22 protein-coding genes are annotated in these 17416 nt (G+C 56.3%); 12 read left to right on the top strand and 10 right to left on the bottom strand.

The features are described from left to right. Positions 1-8 precede the first annotated feature (8 nt). From FHC51_RS13990 to flgB, 5 genes are read right to left on the bottom strand one after another with little or no spacing between them, the layout of a single operon-like run. Positions 9-764, bottom strand: coding sequence for a flagellar basal body rod protein FlgF (locus FHC51_RS13990; RefSeq protein ID WP_103179079.1), 756 nt, complete (start codon positions 762-764; stop codon positions 9-11). A gap of 20 nt (positions 765-784) precedes the next feature. Then, complete coding sequence (gene flgE / locus FHC51_RS13985; protein WP_220435809.1) at positions 785-2068, bottom strand: flagellar hook protein FlgE; 1284 nt, start codon at positions 2066-2068, stop codon at positions 785-787. Positions 2069-2094: 26 nt separating this feature from the next. Next, complete coding sequence (gene flgD / locus FHC51_RS13980) at positions 2095-2799, bottom strand: flagellar hook assembly protein FlgD (RefSeq protein WP_103179077.1); 705 nt, start codon at positions 2797-2799, stop codon at positions 2095-2097. A gap of 11 nt (positions 2800-2810) precedes the next feature. After that, positions 2811-3215 carry a flagellar basal body rod protein FlgC gene (gene flgC / locus FHC51_RS13975; protein ID WP_220435808.1) on the bottom strand — a complete coding sequence of 135 codons (405 nt, stop codon included), beginning with the start codon at positions 3213-3215 and terminating at the stop codon, positions 2811-2813. Next, entirely contained in the window at positions 3215-3634 is a 420-nt protein-coding gene (flgB, locus tag FHC51_RS13970; protein WP_103179075.1) for a flagellar basal body rod protein FlgB, read from the bottom strand. Before flgB ends, flgC begins: the two co-directional genes overlap by 1 nt. A 160-nt stretch (positions 3635-3794) precedes the next feature. Between flgB and flgA the strand changes: the two genes are divergently transcribed. The 3 genes from flgA (at position 3795) to flgN (ending at position 5263) form a co-directional block, all read left to right on the top strand. Continuing rightward, positions 3795-4451 (top strand): flagellar basal body P-ring formation chaperone FlgA, encoded by a 657-nt coding sequence (gene flgA, locus FHC51_RS13965; protein WP_220435807.1) that lies wholly within the window; start codon positions 3795-3797, stop codon positions 4449-4451. Between the two features lie 94 nt (positions 4452-4545). After that, positions 4546-4833 carry a flagellar biosynthesis anti-sigma factor FlgM gene (gene flgM, locus FHC51_RS13960; RefSeq protein WP_103179073.1) on the top strand — a complete coding sequence of 96 codons (288 nt, stop codon included), beginning with the start codon at positions 4546-4548 and terminating at the stop codon, positions 4831-4833. A 7-nt stretch (positions 4834-4840) separates the two neighbouring features. Then, positions 4841-5263 carry a flagella biosynthesis chaperone FlgN gene (flgN, locus tag FHC51_RS13955; RefSeq protein ID WP_103179072.1) on the top strand — a complete coding sequence of 141 codons (423 nt, stop codon included), beginning with the start codon at positions 4841-4843 and terminating at the stop codon, positions 5261-5263. Positions 5264-5318: 55 nt separating this feature from the next. Here flgN and murJ read toward each other — a convergent pair whose 3' ends face one another. From murJ to rimJ, 4 genes are all read right to left on the bottom strand, one after another. Then, positions 5319-6854, bottom strand: a complete 1536-nt coding sequence (gene murJ / locus FHC51_RS13950) for a murein biosynthesis integral membrane protein MurJ (RefSeq protein WP_220435806.1) — start codon at positions 6852-6854, stop codon at positions 5319-5321. A gap of 150 nt (positions 6855-7004) precedes the next feature. Beyond that, positions 7005-7928, bottom strand: a complete 924-nt coding sequence (locus FHC51_RS13945; RefSeq protein ID WP_220435805.1) for a Gfo/Idh/MocA family protein — start codon at positions 7926-7928, stop codon at positions 7005-7007. Positions 7929-7930: 2 nt separating this feature from the next. Beyond that, positions 7931-8581: a YceH family protein gene (locus FHC51_RS13940; protein WP_220435804.1), complete on the bottom strand. Its 651-nt coding sequence runs from the start codon at positions 8579-8581 to the stop codon at positions 7931-7933. A 9-nt stretch (positions 8582-8590) separates the two neighbouring features. Beyond that, positions 8591-9175 carry a ribosomal protein S5-alanine N-acetyltransferase gene (gene rimJ, locus FHC51_RS13935; RefSeq protein WP_103179068.1) on the bottom strand — a complete coding sequence of 195 codons (585 nt, stop codon included), beginning with the start codon at positions 9173-9175 and terminating at the stop codon, positions 8591-8593. A 358-nt stretch (positions 9176-9533) separates the two neighbouring features. On the opposite strand from rimJ, the gene mdtH reads away from it, so the two are divergent. The 9 genes from mdtH (at position 9534) to FHC51_RS13890 (ending at position 16236) form a co-directional block, all read left to right on the top strand. Beyond that, positions 9534-10742 (top strand): multidrug efflux MFS transporter MdtH, encoded by a 1209-nt coding sequence (mdtH, locus tag FHC51_RS13930; protein WP_220435803.1) that lies wholly within the window; start codon positions 9534-9536, stop codon positions 10740-10742. A gap of 119 nt (positions 10743-10861) precedes the next feature. After that, positions 10862-11422, top strand: coding sequence for a lipoprotein (locus tag FHC51_RS13925; protein WP_114315358.1), 561 nt, complete (start codon positions 10862-10864; stop codon positions 11420-11422). Between the two features lie 109 nt (positions 11423-11531). Beyond that, positions 11532-12578, top strand: coding sequence for a dihydroorotase (pyrC, locus tag FHC51_RS13920; RefSeq protein ID WP_220435802.1), 1047 nt, complete (start codon positions 11532-11534; stop codon positions 12576-12578). Between the two features lie 74 nt (positions 12579-12652). After that, positions 12653-12898: a DNA damage-inducible protein I gene (gene dinI / locus FHC51_RS13915; RefSeq protein ID WP_103823692.1), complete on the top strand. Its 246-nt coding sequence runs from the start codon at positions 12653-12655 to the stop codon at positions 12896-12898. 273 nt (positions 12899-13171) lie between these two features. After that, entirely contained in the window at positions 13172-13426 is a 255-nt protein-coding gene (bssS, locus tag FHC51_RS13910; protein ID WP_103179063.1) for a biofilm formation regulator BssS, read from the top strand. Between the two features lie 116 nt (positions 13427-13542). After that, the gene (gene solA, locus FHC51_RS13905; protein WP_220435801.1) at positions 13543-14661 is read left to right on the top strand and encodes an N-methyl-L-tryptophan oxidase; all 1119 of its coding nucleotides are present in this window, start codon (positions 13543-13545) and stop codon (positions 14659-14661) included. Positions 14662-14717: 56 nt separating this feature from the next. Beyond that, complete coding sequence (locus FHC51_RS13900) at positions 14718-14831, top strand: YceO family protein (RefSeq protein WP_103823691.1); 114 nt, start codon at positions 14718-14720, stop codon at positions 14829-14831. A 261-nt stretch (positions 14832-15092) separates the two neighbouring features. Further along, positions 15093-15659: a cytochrome b gene (locus tag FHC51_RS13895; protein WP_156238375.1), complete on the top strand. Its 567-nt coding sequence runs from the start codon at positions 15093-15095 to the stop codon at positions 15657-15659. A 1-nt stretch (position 15660) separates the two neighbouring features. After that, a complete protein-coding gene (locus FHC51_RS13890) occupies positions 15661-16236 on the top strand; it encodes a YceI family protein (protein ID WP_220435800.1) in 576 nt (191 codons plus the stop codon). A gap of 39 nt (positions 16237-16275) precedes the next feature. Here the strand turns inward: FHC51_RS13890 and FHC51_RS13885 are convergent, their stop codons facing one another. After that, entirely contained in the window at positions 16276-17325 is a 1050-nt protein-coding gene (locus tag FHC51_RS13885) for a rhodanese-related sulfurtransferase (RefSeq protein ID WP_103823690.1), read from the bottom strand. Positions 17326-17416: the final 91 nt, after the last annotated feature.

Raw genomic sequence — 17416 nt, 5'->3', positions numbered from 1 at the left:
TAGTCCTGTTAACTCATTGACAGCAGTTGGTTGGCGCGACTGGCGTTTTCATCAACGCTGGAAATCACCTTCATCTGCATTTCAAAACGGCGGGCGCTGGCGATCATGTCGGTCATCGCGGTCACCGGCTTAACGTTACTGCCTTCCAGCACGCCAGACATGACGCGAATGGTCGGGTCAGCCTGTAACGTCGCGCCACGGGTGGCCTGCGCCGCCTGGGTCAGACGGAACATGCCGTCGTCGCCACGCTGCACTTCAAAACCTTCGGCTTTTACCAGCTTCAGGCGGCCAACCGGCGCGACGGTGTTCGGCGGATCGCCCGGGTTCAGGGCGGAGATGGTGCCGTCGGCCGCGATGGTGATCTCCGAGCCTTCCGGCACGGTGATCGGGCCACCTTCACCAATAACCGGACGTCCCTGGATGGTCAGTTGCCCGACCGCGTCCACCTGGATGTTCCCGTTACGGGTGTAGCCTTCGCCGCCGTCTGCGGTCTGAACCGCCAGCCAGCCGTCCTGCTGCAGCGCCACATCGAGCGGGCGCGAGGTGTAGTCCATCTGCCCGGGTGTCATATCGGCCCCCGGGGTGGAGGCGGTCACCAGCGTACGCGTCGGCAGGGAGAGCCCTTCCACCGGGACGGCGCGCATCGCATTGAGCTGCGCGCGAAAGCCCGGCGTCGAGGCGTTCGCCAGGTTGCTGGCGGTGACGGCCTGCTGATTGAGCGTCTGACTGGCGGCGCCCATCGCGGTATATATTGCGTGATCCATTAAGCTATCCCGTCAGCCACTTAGCGGAGGTTAACCAGCGTGTTGAGGATCTGATCCTGGGTTTTGATGGTCTGCGCGTTCGACTGATAGTTACGCTGCGCGACGATCATATTGACCAGCTCTTTACTCAGGTCGACGTTGGAGGCTTCCAGCGCGCCGTTGGTCAGGGTACCGAAGTTACCGGAACCTGCGGTGCCCAGCAGCGCCACGCCTGAAGACTGCGTGGCAGACCAGACGTTGTTCCCTTCTGACTGCAGACCTTCGTTGTTGGCGAAGTTTGCCAGTACGATCTGACCCAGCACCTGGTTCTGTTCGTTGGAGTAGTTACCTACCACGGTGCCGTCGTCGTTGATCTGATAGCTCACCAGGTCGCCCGGCTTGTAGCCGTTCTGGTTGGTCGCCACGATGTTGTTCGCCCCGGTGTTCTGCTGCATGGAGTTCAGGAAGCTCAGGGAGAAGGTCACCGGCAGCGCGCCGCTCAGCGGATCGGTGGTTACGTTGATAGACGTGCTGGTATTTACGTTGGTGGTGTCCAGGGCCCAGGTTTCCGGCGTAGTGCCTTGGGCGATGTAGTTAGTCACCCCTTCCAGGTTACCGTTGGGGTCGAAGCTCATCTGGGCAGATTTGGTGATCTTGCCATTCGCGGCGCTACCGTCCTGGGTGTAGAGATCCCACTTGTTGTCCGCCGTTTTCACGTAGTAGACATACATGTTGTGGGCGTTACCCTGGTTGTCATAGACGGTGATGGTGCCTTTCTTGTTGAAGCTGTCTGAATCCGGGTTAGCACTGGTCACGTCAAACGGGATGTTAGGCACGCTGTCCGTGGAGTTCAGGTTGATCTGCTGCGCTGCTGTGGTGGTCGCTTTGGCGGCCATCAGATTGTTAGGAATGGTGATCGGCTGCGGGTTCGCGCCGGTCTGTACCGTTGGCGGGCTGCCCGCTGCCGGATAGCCGGTCACCTGCAGACCCTGCATGTTTACCAGGTTGCGGTTTTCGTCCAGGCTGAACTGGCCGTTACGGCTGTAATAGACGGAACCGTTGCTGTCGAGCATACGGAAGAAACCGTTCTGGCTGATCGCCACATCCAGACCACGACCGGTGTTGGTAGTGGTACCGTCGCTGAAGTCCTGGGTGATCCCGGCGACTTTTACGCCCAGACCGACTTTGGAACCGGCGAACATATCTGCGAACGACGCGCTACCAGACTTAAAGCCATAGGTCGCGGAGTTGGCAATGTTGTTACCAATGACGTCGAGGTTAGTGGCTGCAGCATTCAGGCCGCTGACCGCTTGTGAAAAGGCCATTTGTTACTCCTGATAAAGGTTAAGGCTTATATAATCTGCCGAACTTCGTCGAGCGTAGTTGTACCGTAAGTCCCCAGATCCAGCGTGTTACCGTTGCTGCTGCGGATCACACCCTGCACCATCGCGAACTGCAGTGGCTGGGCCACCAGTTGCGTACTGCCGCTGCTGGCGGAGATAGCAACGTTATACGAACCATTTGGCGCACTGCTGCCGTCGGTCATCGTGCCGTCCCAGGTAAAGGTATGAACACCGGCTTTCAGTTCGCCGATATCAATAGTGCGAACCACCGCACCGTTTCTGTCGGTGATGGTGGCGGTCACTTTGTCGGCGCTCTGCTGCAGCTCAACACCAAACGGCGTGGTGGAGGTGGTGCTGGTGCCGTCGGTGCTGCTGCTGCCTGCCAGAATGGTGGAGCCCGGGATCATCACGCCATGACCAATCAGCGTGCTGGCCTGCATCGACTGGCTGCTGTCGAGCTGCCCGGAAATAGAACCCAGCGTGGTATTCAGTTTCTCGATGCCGCTCACCGTACTGATCTGCGCAAGCTGCGTGGTCAGTTCGTTGTTCTGCATCGGGTTGGTTGGATCCTGGTTTTTCAGCTGTGCGACCAACAGCGTCAGGAAGCTGCTTTGCAGATCGGACGCGTTGCTGCCGGTAAGCGAACTGTTGCCGGTAGTGCCGCTGACGCCTGTGGCACTCGACCTGTCATTTACATTGACTGCAATGGACATTGATCTCTCCTTTACTGGCCCAGAGTGAGCGTTTTAAGCATCATGCTCTTCACGGTGTTCAGTACTTCAACGTTGGCCTGATAGCTGCGGGACGCTGACATGGTGTTCACCATCTCGCCCACCACATCCACGTTCGGCATTTTGACGTAGCCGTTGGCGTCCGCCAGCGGGTTGCCCGGCTCGTAGACCAGCTTGTCCGGTGCCTGGCTCTCAATTACGCTGGCAACTTTCACCCCACCGGTTGCGGCGCCCGGTGCGGCATCGACCTGGAACACCACCTGTTTGGCGCGGTAAGGTTGCCCGTCCGGACCCGCCACGCTGTTGGCGTTCGCCAGGTTACTGGCGGCGACGTTCAGTCGTTGCGATTGCGCGGTCAGGGCTGAACCCGCGATATCAAAGATATTGAGTAAGGCCATTAACCATTGCCTCCCTGCAGAACATTCATCATGCCTTTAATCTGCCCGCCAAGAACGGTCAGCCCCATCTGGTACTGCAGGCTGTTATCGGCGAACTGCGTACGCTCCCGGTCCATATCAACGGTGTTACCGTCCAGGGATGGCTGATCGGGAATGCGATAAAGTAAATCGATACTCGGGGTGGTCACGGTCTGTGCGGGAATGTGGCGTGCAGACGTCAGCGCAAGGGCGACACCGCTATTTTCGGCCCGACCGCGCTCCATCACTTTCTTTAATTCACTGGAAAAATCGATATCGCGCGCCTGAAACCCGGGGGTGTCGGCGTTAGCGATATTGGCGGCCAGAATCTCCTGACGCTGGGCGCGTAAATTGAGCGCTTCCTGCTGAAAACGTAGCGCGGCGTCGAGTTTATCGAGCATGTCTCCTCCGCTGATGGCAAAATTTCAGTGGATAGCTTAAATCTCACCCCGTCTACTTCATCGACGGAATAAGCACAAAATGCGTCGCTATTTATTGCGTTGATGACAAACCGCTACAGGTAGAATTCTGCTCATCATTAAACCGACGGTAACGGGCGATATGGCACTCAAACGTGGTTTCACCGCAACCCTGCTCCTCTGGAGCGCCCTCACGCAGGCGCAGGATCTTGACGCCCAGCTGACGGAATTTTTTGCCCAGCGGCTGGCGGGGTTCAGCGATGAGGTTTCGGTGCAGGTTCGCACACCCGCCCGCATGCGTCCTTCGTGCGAGACGCCTGCATTCAGCGTTCTCGGCAACACGAAGCTGTGGGGCAACGTCAGCGTTACCGCACGATGTGGCAATGAAAAACGATTTATACAGGTTGCAGTTCAGGCAACGGGCGATTATGTTGTCGCGTCCCGGAGTATCCCCCGGGGTGCCGCCCTGCAGCCGGACAGCGTGACGCTGAAGCGCGGCAGGCTGGATCAGCTTCCACCCCGGGCCATCCTGGATATTCACCAGGTGCAGAATGCCGTCAGCCTGCGCGATCTGGTGCCAGGGCAGCCTTTGCAGCTATCGATGCTGCGTCAATCATGGCGGATCAAAGCCGGGCAGCGGGTGATGGTTATCGCCAGCGGCGACGGCTTTAGCGTTAACGGTGAAGGTCAGGCGCTAAACAATGCGGCGGTTGCGCAAAACGCCCGGGTGAGAATGTCTTCGGGCCAGGTGGTGAGCGGAACGGTGGATCCTGATGGGAATATTCTGATTAACCTATAATCTTTTTAAAGATTATGCGGCGGCTGCCGATATAGAAGTAACTTAATGATGATGTCAGGCGCCAACGCCGCGAACCCTCGATGAGGACAACATAATGAGCATTGATCGTACATCGCCCCTGAAGCCGGTTAGCCCAGTTCAACCGCGCGAAATGAATGACACTGCCACTGCAAAGACTCGCCCGCAAAAATCGGCGACCGCCAACAGCACCAGCGTCACGCTGAGCGATGCCCAGGCGAAACTGATGCAGCCTGGTAGCAACGATATCAACATGGAGCGTGTTGAAGCGCTGAAAACCGCCATCCGCAATGGCGAGCTGAAAATGGATACCAGTAAAATCGCTGATGCGCTTATCCAGGATGCGCAAAGTTTCTTAGAGTAACCACTGTATGAGTCGTCTGACGGAAATAATGGATCAAATGACGGTCGTGTTGAACGATCTGAAAACGGTCATGGACGCCGAACAGCAGCAGCTCTCTGCCGGAAATGTTCATGGCAGCGCGCTGCAGCGCATTACAGAAGATAAAAGCTCACTGCTGGCCACGCTGGACTACCTTGAACAGCAGCGACGCAGCGAGCAATCCGCGCGCCATAGTGCAAATGATGATGTCGTCGAACGCTGGCAAACTATTACTGAAAAAACGCAGCATCTGCGCGATCTGAATCAGCACAACGGGTGGTTACTGGAAGGGCAAATCCTTCGTAACCAGCAGGCGCTTGCCGTGCTTAAGCCGCATCAGGAGACAGGACTGTATGGCGCCGATGGCCAGACAGCCAGCTCACGCAGCGGCGGAAAGAAAATTTCGATTTAATCAGGCGATAGCCACAGGAATGGGGAGCACCGACAGGCGCTCCCCTTTTTTTGCGTTACGCCGTGCGGCGGGTAAACTCTTTCACCTTAAAGCCCAGCACCGCGAGGGTGGCGAAGTAGGCCACTACCCCCACCAGCACAACCGCCATCAGGCGCAGCAGACGATACGGCATGGTGCCCAGCGACCAGTCCGGCATTACGTAGAGCATCCCCACCAGCGCGGCCGCCATCACCAGCACCGCAATCACCAGGCGCAGCAGGAAGCGCGACCAGCCCGGCTGCGGAGTAAAGATCTGCTGTTTACGCAGCTGCCAGTAGAGCAGCCCGGCGTTGAGACAGGCCGCCAGACCGATGGATAACGACAGACCGGCATGCTTCAACGGGCCGATAAACGCAAGGTTCATCACCTGGGTCATAATCAGCGTCACAATGGCGATTTTCACCGGGGTTTTGATGTCCTGACGCGAATAGAAGCCCGGAGCCAGCACTTTTACCACGATAAGCCCTATCAGCCCGACGGAATAGGCTACCAGCGCCCGCTGGGTCATGGCGGCATCAAACGCGGAAAATTTACCGTACTGGAACAGGGAGACGGTGAGTGGTTTCGCCAGGATCCCCAGCGCCACGGCGCTTGGCAGCGCCAGCAGGAAGCAGAGGCGTAACCCCCAGTCCATCAGGCGGCAATATTCGTCATGATTGCCGCTGGCGAAACTGCGGGAGAGTGAGGGCAGTAAAATGGTGCCCAGCGCCACCCCCAGTACCCCGGAGGGAAACTCCATCAGGCGATCGGCGTAGTACATCCAGGAAACCGACCCGGAGACGAGGAAGGAGGCGAAGATGGTGTTGATGATGAGTGAAATCTGGCTCACCGACACGCCAAGGATCGCCGGCCCCATCTGCTTCACCACCCGCATCGCGCCGGCATCGCGCAGGTTAATGCGTGGCAGCACCAGCATGCCGATTTTCTTCAGGTGCGGCAGCTGATACGCCAGCTGGAGCACGCCCCCCACCGTCACCGCCCAGGCCAACGCCAGTACTGGTGGATGAAAGTGCGGCGCGGCAAACAGCGCAAAGCCGATCATGCTGACGTTAAGGAAGGTGGGCGCAAAGGCCGGTACCGAGAAGCGGTTCCAGGTGTTGAGGATGGCCCCGACCAGCGACGCCAGGGAGATCAGCAGAATATAAGGAAAGGTGATGCGCAGCAGCTGCGTGGTCAGGGCAAACTTGTCGGCGGTATCGGCAAAGCCGGGGGCGGTCACCATGATAACCCAGGGTGCCGCCAGCATCCCAATCACGGTGACGATGGCCAGCGCGAGGGTCAGCAGCCCCGAGACGTAGGAGACAAATACTTTGGTGGCGTCTTCACCCTGCTTGCTTTTGTATTCCGCCAGAATGGGCACAAACGCCTGGGAAAAGGCGCCTTCGGCAAAAATTCGACGCAGCAGGTTGGGCAGTTTGAACGCGACAAAAAAGGCGTCAGTGGCCATCCCTGCGCCAAAGACCCGCGCCACAATGGCGTCGCGCGCAAAACCCAGCACGCGCGAAAACATGGTCATCGAGCTGACGGCGGCCAGCGATTTTAATAGGTTCATTAACGTGAGCTTCCACTACCTGAAACAAAACGCCTGCAAAGCAGGCGTAATTTAGCCGGGTGACGCTATGCGTACCCGGCCTGGAAAACGCAAAACGCGCCTAGTCTACTCGTAAAAACAGGAATTGCTATGGGCAGATGTTACAGAGGGTTATTCGCTCATGGCATCGCGCCAGAGCTTCTCCACGATGCGCTGGGCGCGGATCGCCTGTTCACCCGAGGTTTCAGGAACCCTCTGATTTTGCACGCATTCAATAAAGTGGCGCGCGCAGCCCGCAAAACCACGCTGCTCCAGGGTGCTCTGCCAGCCAGGAATAGCCGGGGTAACGACCCCAGCGCCCCGCTCTTCGCGCCACTCGCGCATATCGGTTACGTCCAGCAGCGCGCCGTCCGTCACCGCCTGGACCCACTCCCGCTGGCTACCTGCCCGGCGGTGCATGGAGGTGGTGATCTGCATATTGCCCGCGCTGAAATGGTGCTCGGCATAGATCATCGCCCCCTGCTCGTTGGTTTGTAGCGTGCCGCCGGTAAGACGCGCATTATCTCCCGCCAGCCACAGCGCGGTGTCCACCACATGCAGATAATCATCCAGCAGGGTAAAACGCAGATCGTTGGGGCCGACGCTGTCGGCGCGATGCTTATCCATGCGCAGGGATGCCGCACCGTGCAGCTGGGTTTTCAGCTGCTGATAGAGCGGCGCAAAGCGACGGTTGAAACCGACCATCAGGGTGCGTTTTTTCTGTGCAGCGTGCTCAATCAGGCGCTCGGCGTCGGCCAGATTATCCGCCAGCGGTTTATCAACACAGACATGCACCCCGGCATGCAGTAGCTCGCTAACCACCTGGTAATGGGTGGCGGTGGAGGTATGGACAAAGACCGCATCACAGGCGCGGGCCAGATCCTGCAACGACTCATAGTAAGGCATACGCAGCGATTCACAGATCCTGATCGCCTTATCCCGCGAGGGCGACCATGCCCCCTGCAATGTCCAGTCTGATGCGGCGCTCAGCACCGGCAGCCAGGCTTTCTGGGCGATCCCACCCAGCCCTACCACGCCCACACGTAATTTTGTCACCGTTAATCTCCCAGATGTGCCAGCAGCGAATCGAGGCGCTGCTTCAGTTCTTCGACTTCGTTTTCCAGCGCTTCAACGCGGGCCAGTAGGGTTTCGTCCGTGGCGGGAGCCACTGCCTCAACGGCGGCGGCGATGGTTTCAACCTCTCCGCTGAAAAGATGCATATAGCGGCTTTCACGCTTGCCGGGCTCGCGCGCCAGGCGCAGGACAAACGGGCCATCTTCTCTTGCCGCCAGGCCTTCGAGGGTCTGCTCCACCTCCTGCATATCGGCGAATTCATGCATGCGCGCCGCCCGGGTGCGCAGTTCGCCAGGGGTCTGCGCTCCGCGCAGCAGCAAGGTGGCGATCAGCGCCACTTCGGCGGAGTTTAGCTTCAGGGCGCCAAACTCGGAGTTGCAAAAACGCTGCTCATACTTGGTGACGCGATTGCCAAAACCGCTGACAGTGCGCAGGTAGTGGCGTTTCACCAGCGCATCCAGCAGATCCTGTACCTCATGTTCGGCAAGGTTCATCACCGGTTCACGGTTGGTTTTTTGGTTGCAGGCCAGGGTGACCGCATTTACCGAGAGCGGATACTGCTCCGGCGTCGTGACCTGCTTCTCCAGCAGGCAGCCAATGACGCGCGCTTCTGTGGCGCTTAACTGGTATTTCATCTCTGTTCCTTAGCGCCCCGCGCTCCACTCTTTGGTTGTCAGCGCCGTCAGGACATGATCGCGCCATTCGCCGTCAATCAGCAGGTAATCTTTGGCGTAGCCCTCCTTTTCAAATCCGAGGCGCGCCAGCAGACCGCCGCTGCGCTGATTGTGCGGCATATAGTTGGCCATAATGCGGTGCATATGCTGGGTACGTTGCATATAGCGGATTGCCGAGGTCAGCGCCTCAAACATCAGCCCCTGCCCCTGCCATTTTTGCCCGATGGAGTACCCCAGATAGCAGGCATGAAACGAGCCCCGCACCACGTTAGAGAAGTTGGCGATGCCGATGATCTCTTTTTCATCGGGATCCAGCAGAGCAAAGTAGAACGCCGAGCCCTGCTTGTGAAACTCGGCGATCATGCTCAGCCGGGCCTGCCAGCCGGAAGGATAGCAGTGGCTCTCATCCCGCACGGGTTCCCAGGGTTTTAAAAACTGACGATTCTCAGCGTAGTAGTCCGCCAGACGCCAGGCATCACGCTCATGCACGAGGCGAACCACCAGCCGGTCGGTCGTCAGACGCACTTTCGGCACATTACTGCGATAGCCAAACATGGATACAACTCCTTCATGTTACAACCTTGACCCGTTAGCTTTACTATACCTGCGCCGCTGCCGTCTGGGAAAACAGCGACATACCATTTTGAAGACTTTTCACATTTTTCGATGAAAACCCTCAATCAAAATGCCTTTTTGATAAAAAAATATTGTCGCCTGCGCAGTGGGAAAAAACCCGGCGAAACCGCAGAATATTAGCGCGCTCATTATCTTGATACCCTAAATAATTCGAGTTGCAGGAAGGCGGCGACGCAGCGAATCCCCTGGAGCTTACTCCGGTAAGTGACAGGGGTGAGCGAGGAGGCCAACGCACCGGCAACTTGAAGTATGACGGGTATATTTCCCTGGAGGGGAAATGTCCCATATCTCACAGGCCCGGAGCCTGGGTAAATATTTCCTGCTTGTTGATAACATGCTGGTTGTACTCGGCTTTTTTGTCGTATTTCCGCTCATCTCCATTCGCTTTGTGGATCAGATGGGTTGGGCAGCGTTGATGGTCGGCATTGCGCTGGGGCTGCGCCAGTTTGTCCAGCAGGGGCTAGGGGTGTTTGGCGGCGCGATTGCCGACCGCTTTGGTGCCAAACCGATGATTGTCACCGGCATGCTGCTGCGGGCGGCGGGTTTTGCCACCATGGCGATTGCCCATGAGCCCTGGCTGCTATGGGTCTCCTGTATTGTCTCCGGACTGGGCGGCACGCTGTTCGATCCGCCGCGCACGGCGCTCGTCGTGAAGCTGATCCGTCCCCGGCATCGCGGGCGTTTTTTCTCGCTGCTGATGATGCAGGACAGCGCGGGCGCGGTGGTGGGGGCGCTGCTGGGAAGCTGGCTGCTGCAGTACGATTTTCGGCTGGTCTGCGCCACAGGTGCAGTGCTTTTTATTCTGTGTGCGGCCTTTAACGCCTGGCTGCTGCCCGCCTGGAAGCTCTCTACCGTCAAGGCGCCGGTACGGGAGGGGCTCGATCGCATCTGGCGCGACAAACGTTTTATCACCTATGTGCTGACCCTGGCGGGCTATTACATGCTCGGCGTACAGGTGATGCTGATGCTGCCGATCATGGTTAACGATATTGCCGGCTCGCCGGCGGCGGTGAAGTGGATGTACGCCATTGAGGCCTGCCTCTCCCTCACCCTCCTCTACCCTATTGCCCGCTGGAGCGAAAAACGCTTCCGCCTGGAGCATCGCCTGATGGCGGGCCTGCTGCTGATGTCTCTGAGCATGCTGCCCATTGGGATGGTGAGCTCCCTGCAACAGCTGTTTATGCTGATTTGCACCTTTTATATCGGCTCCATCATCGCCGAACCCGCTCGCGAAACGCTGAGCGCCGAGCTGGCCGATCCGCGCGCGCGGGGCAGCTATATGGGCTTCAGCCGTCTCGGTCTGGCGATTGGTGGCGCGCTGGGCTATGCCGGGGGCGGCTGGCTGTTCGATGCCGGGAAAGCCTTTAACCAGCCTGAACTGCCGTGGATGATGCTGACGTTGATTGGGGTAACCACTTTCTTCGCGCTGGGCTGGCAGTTCAGCCACAAGCGCGCTGCACCCGGCGTGCTGGAGCCCGGAGCCTGACCGGGATTCAGGCACTATTCCTGTTCTTCGCCGTTATCAGTTTATTCTGCTGGTCTGAGGGACACTCCCCTGACATACTGGCGCGTCAGGATTGAAGCGCCAGTATGTCGAGGAAAACCATGAAAAAGATTGTTATTGCCACTGCGTTGATCATCAGCGGTCTGCTGGTTGGTTGTAATCAGCTCACCCAGTACACGGTCAGTGAACAGGAGATCAACCAGGCCCTGCAGAAGCGCAATAACTTTGCGAAAGATATCGGTGTGCCCGGCGTCGCCGATGCGCATATCGTCCTGAGCAATCTTGCCAGCCAGATTGGCCGCGAAGAGCCAAACAAAGTGATGCTCTCCGGCGATGCCAGTCTGGATATGAATTCGCTGTTCGGCAGCCAGAAAGCCAATATCAAGCTGAAGTTAAAAGCGTTGCCGGTCTTCAATAAGGATCAGGGTGCCATCTACCTGCAACAGATGGAGATCACCGACGCTGTGGTCTCGCCGGAGAAGATGAAACCGGTTCTGCAGACGCTGATGCCATACCTGAACCAGTCCCTGCAAAACTACTTTAATCACCAGCCGGCTTATATCCTGAGCGAAGACAACAGCCAGGGCGAAGCGCTGGCGAAAAAGTATGCAAAAGGTATCGAAGTGAAGCCGGGTGAGATTGTCATCCCCTTCGTCGATTAACCTGTGAGGCGCTTCGGCGCCTTTTTTTACAGAAAAGAGTGCAAACGAAAACGTTTCCCCCTATTCTTTGTGTCCGGCAAAAATCATCTCACTCAGCCGGAGCCTATCCATGACTGCACAATCCCAGGTTTTGAAAATCCGCCGCCCAGACGACTGGCATATCCATCTTCGCGATGGCGATATGCTGAAAACCGTCGTGCCGTATACCAGTGAAATTTATGGCCGCGCGATTGTCATGCCAAACCTGGTGCCGCCGGTCACCACGGTTGATGCGGCGATCGCCTATCGCCAGCGCATTCTTGCTGCCGTGCCTGCCGGCCACGATTTTACCCCGCTGATGACCTGTTATCTGACCGACACGCTCGATCCGAATGAGATTGAGCGCGGCTTTAGCGAAGGGGTCTTTACCGCCGCCAAACTCTATCCGGCCAACGCCACCACCAACTCCAGCCACGGTGTCACCAGCATTGACGCGATTATGCCGGTGCTGGAGCGTATGGAAAAACTGGGGATGCCACTGCTGGTGCACGGCGAAGTGACCCACGCCGACATCGACATTTTCGACCGTGAAGCCCGCTTCATCGAAACCGTGATGGAGCCGCTGCGCCAGCGCCTGCCGGGTCTGAAAGTGGTGTTTGAACACATCACCACCAAAGATGCCGCGGAGTACGTGCGTGATGGCAATAAGCTTCTGGCGGCCACTATCACCCCGCAGCACCTGATGTTCAACCGCAACCATATGCTGGTAGGCGGCGTGCGTCCGCACCTCTACTGCCTGCCGATCCTCAAACGCAATGTCCACCAGCAGGCGCTGCGCGAGCTGGTTGCCAGCGGCTTTGAGCGCGCCTTCCTCGGCACCGACTCCGCGCCCCATGCCCGTCATCGGAAAGAGGCCAGCTGCGGCTGTGCAGGCTGCTTTAACGCCCCGACCGCCCTTGCCAGCTACGCGCAGGTATTTGACGAGATGAATGCCCTGCAACATTTCGAGGCGTTCTGCTCCCTGAACGGGCCGCGTTTCTATGGTCTGCCAGTGAATGAGAGCTTTGTTGAGCTGGTGCGCGAAGAGAGCAGTGTCGCGGAGTCTATCCCCCTGACTGACGACACCCTGATCCCCTTCCTCGCAGGTGAAACCGTACAGTGGACGGTGAAGCGTTAAAAATTATTTGCCCCCTGTTGTAAGTTCAACAATATAACTGTATAAATACACAGTATATAACACAGGGGGCAATTATGCGTATTGAAGTGACCATTGCCAGAACAACGCCTTTGCCTGCTGGTGCGCTGGACGCACTGGCGGGTGAATTATCCCGCCGTATAAACAACTCCTTTCCCGAACGCGAAGGTGCCGTCACCGTGCGTTATGCGGGGTCAAACAATCTCTCGGTCATCGGTGGCGCAAAAGATGATAAAGAGCGCATCAGCGAAATTTTACAGGAAACCTGGGAGAGCGCTGACGACTGGTTTATTACCGATTAAATTTCTCCTTCATTGTGTTTTTTTGCCGGGTCGCCCCGGCTTTTTTTCCTCTTTTCACGTCAAAAGCACGAATATTCTGACTGACTCTGTCAAAAATCATCGGCAAGGTGATGTTTTAATGTTCAAACAATCCTAAAACGCATAAATATTTTGGACTGCCTGTTTCTTTTTCCCTTCAGAAGCCTTATTTATTGATATACTGAAATTGCTTCAGAAAAACACGCATTGAACCTCACAGTCGTTATCTTTTTAACACGTATTCAGGGGGTTATGATGGAAAAGAATAATGAAGTCATCCAGACCCATCCGCTTGTAGGCTGGGATATCAGTACTGTAGATAGCTACGACGCACTGATGCTGCGTTTGCATTACCAGACCCCAAATCACCCTGACACCGAAGAAGCGGAAGTTGGGCAGACGTTGTGGTTAACCACAGATGTCGCGCGTCAGTTTATTTCTATTCTAGAAGCCGGTATTGCAAAAATAGAATCCAGTGACTACCAGGAAAATGAGTACCGGCGGCACTAGCGTCACGACACTTTTTCACCCAACAGGCACCTCACGGTGCCTCGTTTATTTCTCCCTTGTATAACCCTGCCTTCTTAATTACCCTGCTAATCAACGAAACGCGTAAAGAGAGCCTCATGAAATACGATCTTATTATTATTGGCAGCGGATCTGTCGGCGCGGCGGCAGGCTATTACGCAACGCGAGCCGGTCAGAACGTACTGATGATCGATGCCCATATGCCACCCCACACCGAAGGGAGTCACCACGGCGATACCCGTCTGATGCGCCACGCTTACGGCGAAGGCGAAAGCTATGTGCCGCTGGTGTTACGGGCGCAGGCGCTGTGGGATGAACTGGCGCAAATCAGCGGTGAGCCGGTCTTTGAACGCACGGGCGTGGTCAATCTTGGGCCGTCCGATTCGTCATTCCTGGCGAACGTTGAGCAGAGCGCCCGCCAGTTCAATCTCAATCTTGAGCGGCTGGACGCGGCGGCGGTAATGAAGCGCTGGCCTGAAATCCAGGTGCCCGAAGGTTATATCGGTCTGTTTGAGGCCGAATCTGGGGTACTGCGCAGCGAGCTGGCCATTAAAACCTGGATTGCGCTGGCGAAAGAGGCGGGTTGCGCCCAATTGTTTAACTGCCCGGTGAGCGCTATTACCCATCATGACGACGGTGTCACCGTTGACACCCCGGAAGGCCCCTACAGCGCAAGCCGCCTGTTGGTGAGCGCCGGCACCTGGGTTTCACGTCTGGTGCCCGGCCTGCCGGTGCAGCCGGTACGCAAAGTTTTCTCCTGGTTCCAGGCTGACGGGCGCTACAGCCATCAGAATCACTTCCCTGCCTTTACCGGCGAGCTGCCTGACGGCGACCAGTTTTACGGCTTCCCGTCCGAGAAAGATGCCCTGAAGATCGGCAAACATAACGGCGGGCAGGTGATTAACTCGCCGGAAGAACGTAAGCCGTTTGGCGCGTATCCTGGAGATGGCTCTGAAGCATTCAAATTCCTGCGCAATGTCCTGCCGGGTATCGGTGGCCTGTTACACGGAGCAGCCTGTACCTATGACAACACGCCGGACGAAGATTTCATCATTGATACCCTGCCGGGCCACGATAATACACTGCTGATCACCGGTCTGAGCGGGCACGGATTCAAATTCGCCAGCGTGCTGGGTGAGATTGCCGCACAATTTTCTCAGCAGATCGCTCCGCCGTTTGATCTCACGCCTTTCTCCCTGTCTCGCTTTAGCCGATAATGGTGTCAGGCTTCGGGTTTCCGAAGCCTTTCTTTCATCCTTTTACCGGTATTTTCATGCGTCGTATCGTTAGCTATCTGGTCAATAATATTCGCGAGCACCTGATGCTCTATATTTTGCTGTGGTCGCTGTTAGCAATCCTCGATATCCTTTATATTGTATTTTTCTGATGAGATTCATTGACAAAAATTGACACTTCTTAAAATAACTATAATTTCGCAATAAATTATTTGAACATCATAAAAACGTCTTAACCCGCCAAAGATCAGCCAATCCCGAAAATCCTTTACAGCGTAATTGACTATAACTTCTGTTTTTAATTCAAAATAACTGAACGAATAAAATTAATATTGAATATGTGTAAATATCATTTGCATTAATGTTTTCCCCACGCCATTTTTAGCGCTTGCGAATTAATAATGGTGCTCAAAATGCAGGTGCGAAATTCCCCCACACGCTATGGCGTTATTTCCATGAGTCTACATTGGCTGATGGCAATTGCGGTTTACGGCATGTTTGGTCTTGGCCTCTGGATGGTGACCCTGAGCTATTACGATGGCTGGTATCACCAGGCACCGGAGCTGCATAAAAGTATCGGCTTTATGCTGATGCTGGCGCTGGTGGTGCGGCTGCTGTGGCGCCATGTCTCCCCTGTTCCGCCGGCGTTGAAAAGCCAGACTCGCTTTACGCGTATTAGCGCGGCCGCCGCGCATATCGCCCTCTACGCCTTGCTTTTCGCCATCCTGATCAGCGGCTATTTGATCTCCACCGCCGACGGAAAACCTATCAGTGTCTTCGGCCTGTTTGACGTGCCCGCCCTGCTGGCCGATGCCGGCCCACAGGCCGATCTGGCCGGAACCGTGCATTTATGGCTGGCCTGGGGCGTAGTCATTCTCTCCGTATTACATGGCCTTGCCGCCATAAAACATCACTTTATCGACAAAGACGCCACCCTGACACGTATGTTGGGCAAAGCGTCCCCTGACTCTGGAGCATAAAATGAAGAAAAGCCTGCTGGGATTAACCTTAGCGTCTCTGCTGTTCACCACCGGCGCCGCCGTGGCAGCGGATTACAAAATTGATAAACAAGGCCAGCACGCCTTTGTGAACTTCCGTATTCAGCATCTGGGGTACAGCTGGCTGTACGGCACATTCAAGGATTTCGATGGCTCATTCACCTTTGATGAGAGCAATCCGGCGAATGATAAGGTCAACGTGACCCTGAACACCAACAGCCTGGATACCAACCACGCCGAGCGCGATAAACATCTGCGCAGCGCAGACTTCCTCAACGTGGCGAAATACCCGCAGGCGACCTTCACCTCTACCGAGGTGAAAAAGGATGGTGACGGGCTGGATATTACCGGCAACCTGACGCTGAAAGGCGTAACGAAACCGGTTAAGCTGGATGCAAAACTGATTGGTCAGGGTGACGATCCGTGGGGCGGGAAACGCGCCGGATTTGAGGCATCAGGTAAAATTCACCTGAAAGACTTCAACATCACTACCGATCTGGGCCCGGCGTCGCAGGACGTAGAGCTGATCATTTCGGTAGAAGGGGTTCAGCAGAAATAATGCCCTCGCCCGGTCACGCGACCGGGCAAGGTTTCAGGGTCACTCCGGGTCAGGAATGCCCAGGCGGGTATTCAGACGCCCCCGCGACTTATTAAAGATCTTATTGCCATTTTCGCGCCCGGCACGGCGGCGGCGCTGCTCCTCTTCAGGCAACATGCTCTCTTCGCTGCACAGCTCGCTGCAGCAGCCGTTAAACTTCTCAGCGCAGGCCGGACACTGAATAAACAGCAGATGACAACCGTCATTTTTGCAGTTGGTATGGGTGTCGCAGGCGGTGCCGCACTGATGGCAGTGGGCAATCACATCATCAGAGATGCGCTCACCCATGCGCTCGTCAAAGACGAAGTTCTTGCCGATAAAGCGCACTGGCAGCCCCTGCTCGCGGGCGCGACGGGCATACTCGATGATCCCGCCTTCGATATGCCACACCTTGTTAAAGCCGTTGTGCTTCATCCAGGCGCTGGCTTTTTCGCAGCGGATCCCGCCGGTGCAGTACATGACAATTTTTTTGTCCTTATGCTCCTGCATCATCTCAACGGCTTTTGGCAGCTGCTCACGGAAAGTATCTGCCGGGATCTCAAGGGCGTTTTCGAAATGGCCCACTTCATATTCGTAGTGGTTACGCATATCGATAAACACGGCGTCAGGATCGTCCAGCATGGCATTCACTTCTGACGCTTTCAGGTAATCGCCCACGTCGCTGGCATCAAAGGTCGGGTCATCAATGCCGTCCGCCACAATGCGCTCGCGCACTTTCATGCGCAGCACCCAGAAGGATTTCCCATCATCGTCCAGGGCAATATTCAGGCGCAGGCCGTCCAGGGCCGGATCGAAGCCATAAAGGAAGCTGCGCAGCTCATCGACCTTGCTTTCAGGCACGCTGATCTGAGCATTGATGCCCTCATGGGCCAAATAGATACGGCCAAATACGTTCAGGGCGGTTAACGCCTTGTACAGCGCGTCGCGGGTAGCCTGCGGGTTAACGATAGTGAAATATTTATAGAACGAGATCGTCGTGCGCGGCTCGGTTTCAGCCAACATGCGCGCTTTCAGCTCTTCGTTCGAAATGAGGTTGTGTAACACTGGCATGGTGTACGGTTCCTGCAATCGTATAAGAATGAAAATCGGTCGGCATCATATAGCAAACATTGGGAATTTACATCCCTTCATTTTGCGCTAC

Source organism: Leclercia sp. EC_58 (assembly GCF_019584355.1).
Taxonomy (GTDB): domain Bacteria; phylum Pseudomonadota; class Gammaproteobacteria; order Enterobacterales; family Enterobacteriaceae; genus Enterobacter.
This window is presented reverse-complemented; position numbering and strand designations above follow the sequence as displayed.

Excerpts from the sequence above, each read along its gene's own strand:
- flgN (WP_103179072.1), top strand. The coding sequence starts at position 4,841 with ATGAGTCGTCTGACGGAAATAATGGATCAAATGACGGTCGTGTTGAAC.
- FHC51_RS13940 (WP_220435804.1), bottom strand. The coding sequence starts at position 8,581 with ATGAAATACCAGTTAAGCGCCACAGAAGCGCGCGTCATTGGCTGCCTG.
- murJ (WP_220435806.1), bottom strand. The coding sequence starts at position 6,854 with ATGAACCTATTAAAATCGCTGGCCGCCGTCAGCTCGATGACCATGTTT.
- mdtH (WP_220435803.1), top strand. The coding sequence starts at position 9,534 with ATGTCCCATATCTCACAGGCCCGGAGCCTGGGTAAATATTTCCTGCTT.
- dinI (WP_103823692.1), top strand. The coding sequence starts at position 12,653 with ATGCGTATTGAAGTGACCATTGCCAGAACAACGCCTTTGCCTGCTGGT.
- pyrC (WP_220435802.1), top strand. The coding sequence starts at position 11,532 with ATGACTGCACAATCCCAGGTTTTGAAAATCCGCCGCCCAGACGACTGG.
- flgE (WP_220435809.1), bottom strand. The coding sequence starts at position 2,068 with ATGGCCTTTTCACAAGCGGTCAGCGGCCTGAATGCTGCAGCCACTAAC.
- flgM (WP_103179073.1), top strand. The coding sequence starts at position 4,546 with ATGAGCATTGATCGTACATCGCCCCTGAAGCCGGTTAGCCCAGTTCAA.
- solA (WP_220435801.1), top strand. The coding sequence starts at position 13,543 with ATGAAATACGATCTTATTATTATTGGCAGCGGATCTGTCGGCGCGGCG.
- rimJ (WP_103179068.1), bottom strand. The coding sequence starts at position 9,175 with ATGTTTGGCTATCGCAGTAATGTGCCGAAAGTGCGTCTGACGACCGAC.
- bssS (WP_103179063.1), top strand. The coding sequence starts at position 13,172 with ATGGAAAAGAATAATGAAGTCATCCAGACCCATCCGCTTGTAGGCTGG.
- flgA (WP_220435807.1), top strand. The coding sequence starts at position 3,795 with ATGGCACTCAAACGTGGTTTCACCGCAACCCTGCTCCTCTGGAGCGCC.
- flgC (WP_220435808.1), bottom strand. The coding sequence starts at position 3,215 with ATGGCCTTACTCAATATCTTTGATATCGCGGGTTCAGCCCTGACCGCG.
- flgB (WP_103179075.1), bottom strand. The coding sequence starts at position 3,634 with ATGCTCGATAAACTCGACGCCGCGCTACGTTTTCAGCAGGAAGCGCTC.
- FHC51_RS13925 (WP_114315358.1), top strand. The coding sequence starts at position 10,862 with ATGAAAAAGATTGTTATTGCCACTGCGTTGATCATCAGCGGTCTGCTG.
- flgD (WP_103179077.1), bottom strand. The coding sequence starts at position 2,799 with ATGTCCATTGCAGTCAATGTAAATGACAGGTCGAGTGCCACAGGCGTC.
- FHC51_RS13895 (WP_156238375.1), top strand. The coding sequence starts at position 15,093 with ATGCAGGTGCGAAATTCCCCCACACGCTATGGCGTTATTTCCATGAGT.
- FHC51_RS13900 (WP_103823691.1), top strand. The coding sequence starts at position 14,718 with ATGCGTCGTATCGTTAGCTATCTGGTCAATAATATTCGCGAGCACCTG.
- FHC51_RS13885 (WP_103823690.1), bottom strand. The coding sequence starts at position 17,325 with ATGCCAGTGTTACACAACCTCATTTCGAACGAAGAGCTGAAAGCGCGC.
- FHC51_RS13890 (WP_220435800.1), top strand. The coding sequence starts at position 15,661 with ATGAAGAAAAGCCTGCTGGGATTAACCTTAGCGTCTCTGCTGTTCACC.
- FHC51_RS13990 (WP_103179079.1), bottom strand. The coding sequence starts at position 764 with ATGGATCACGCAATATATACCGCGATGGGCGCCGCCAGTCAGACGCTC.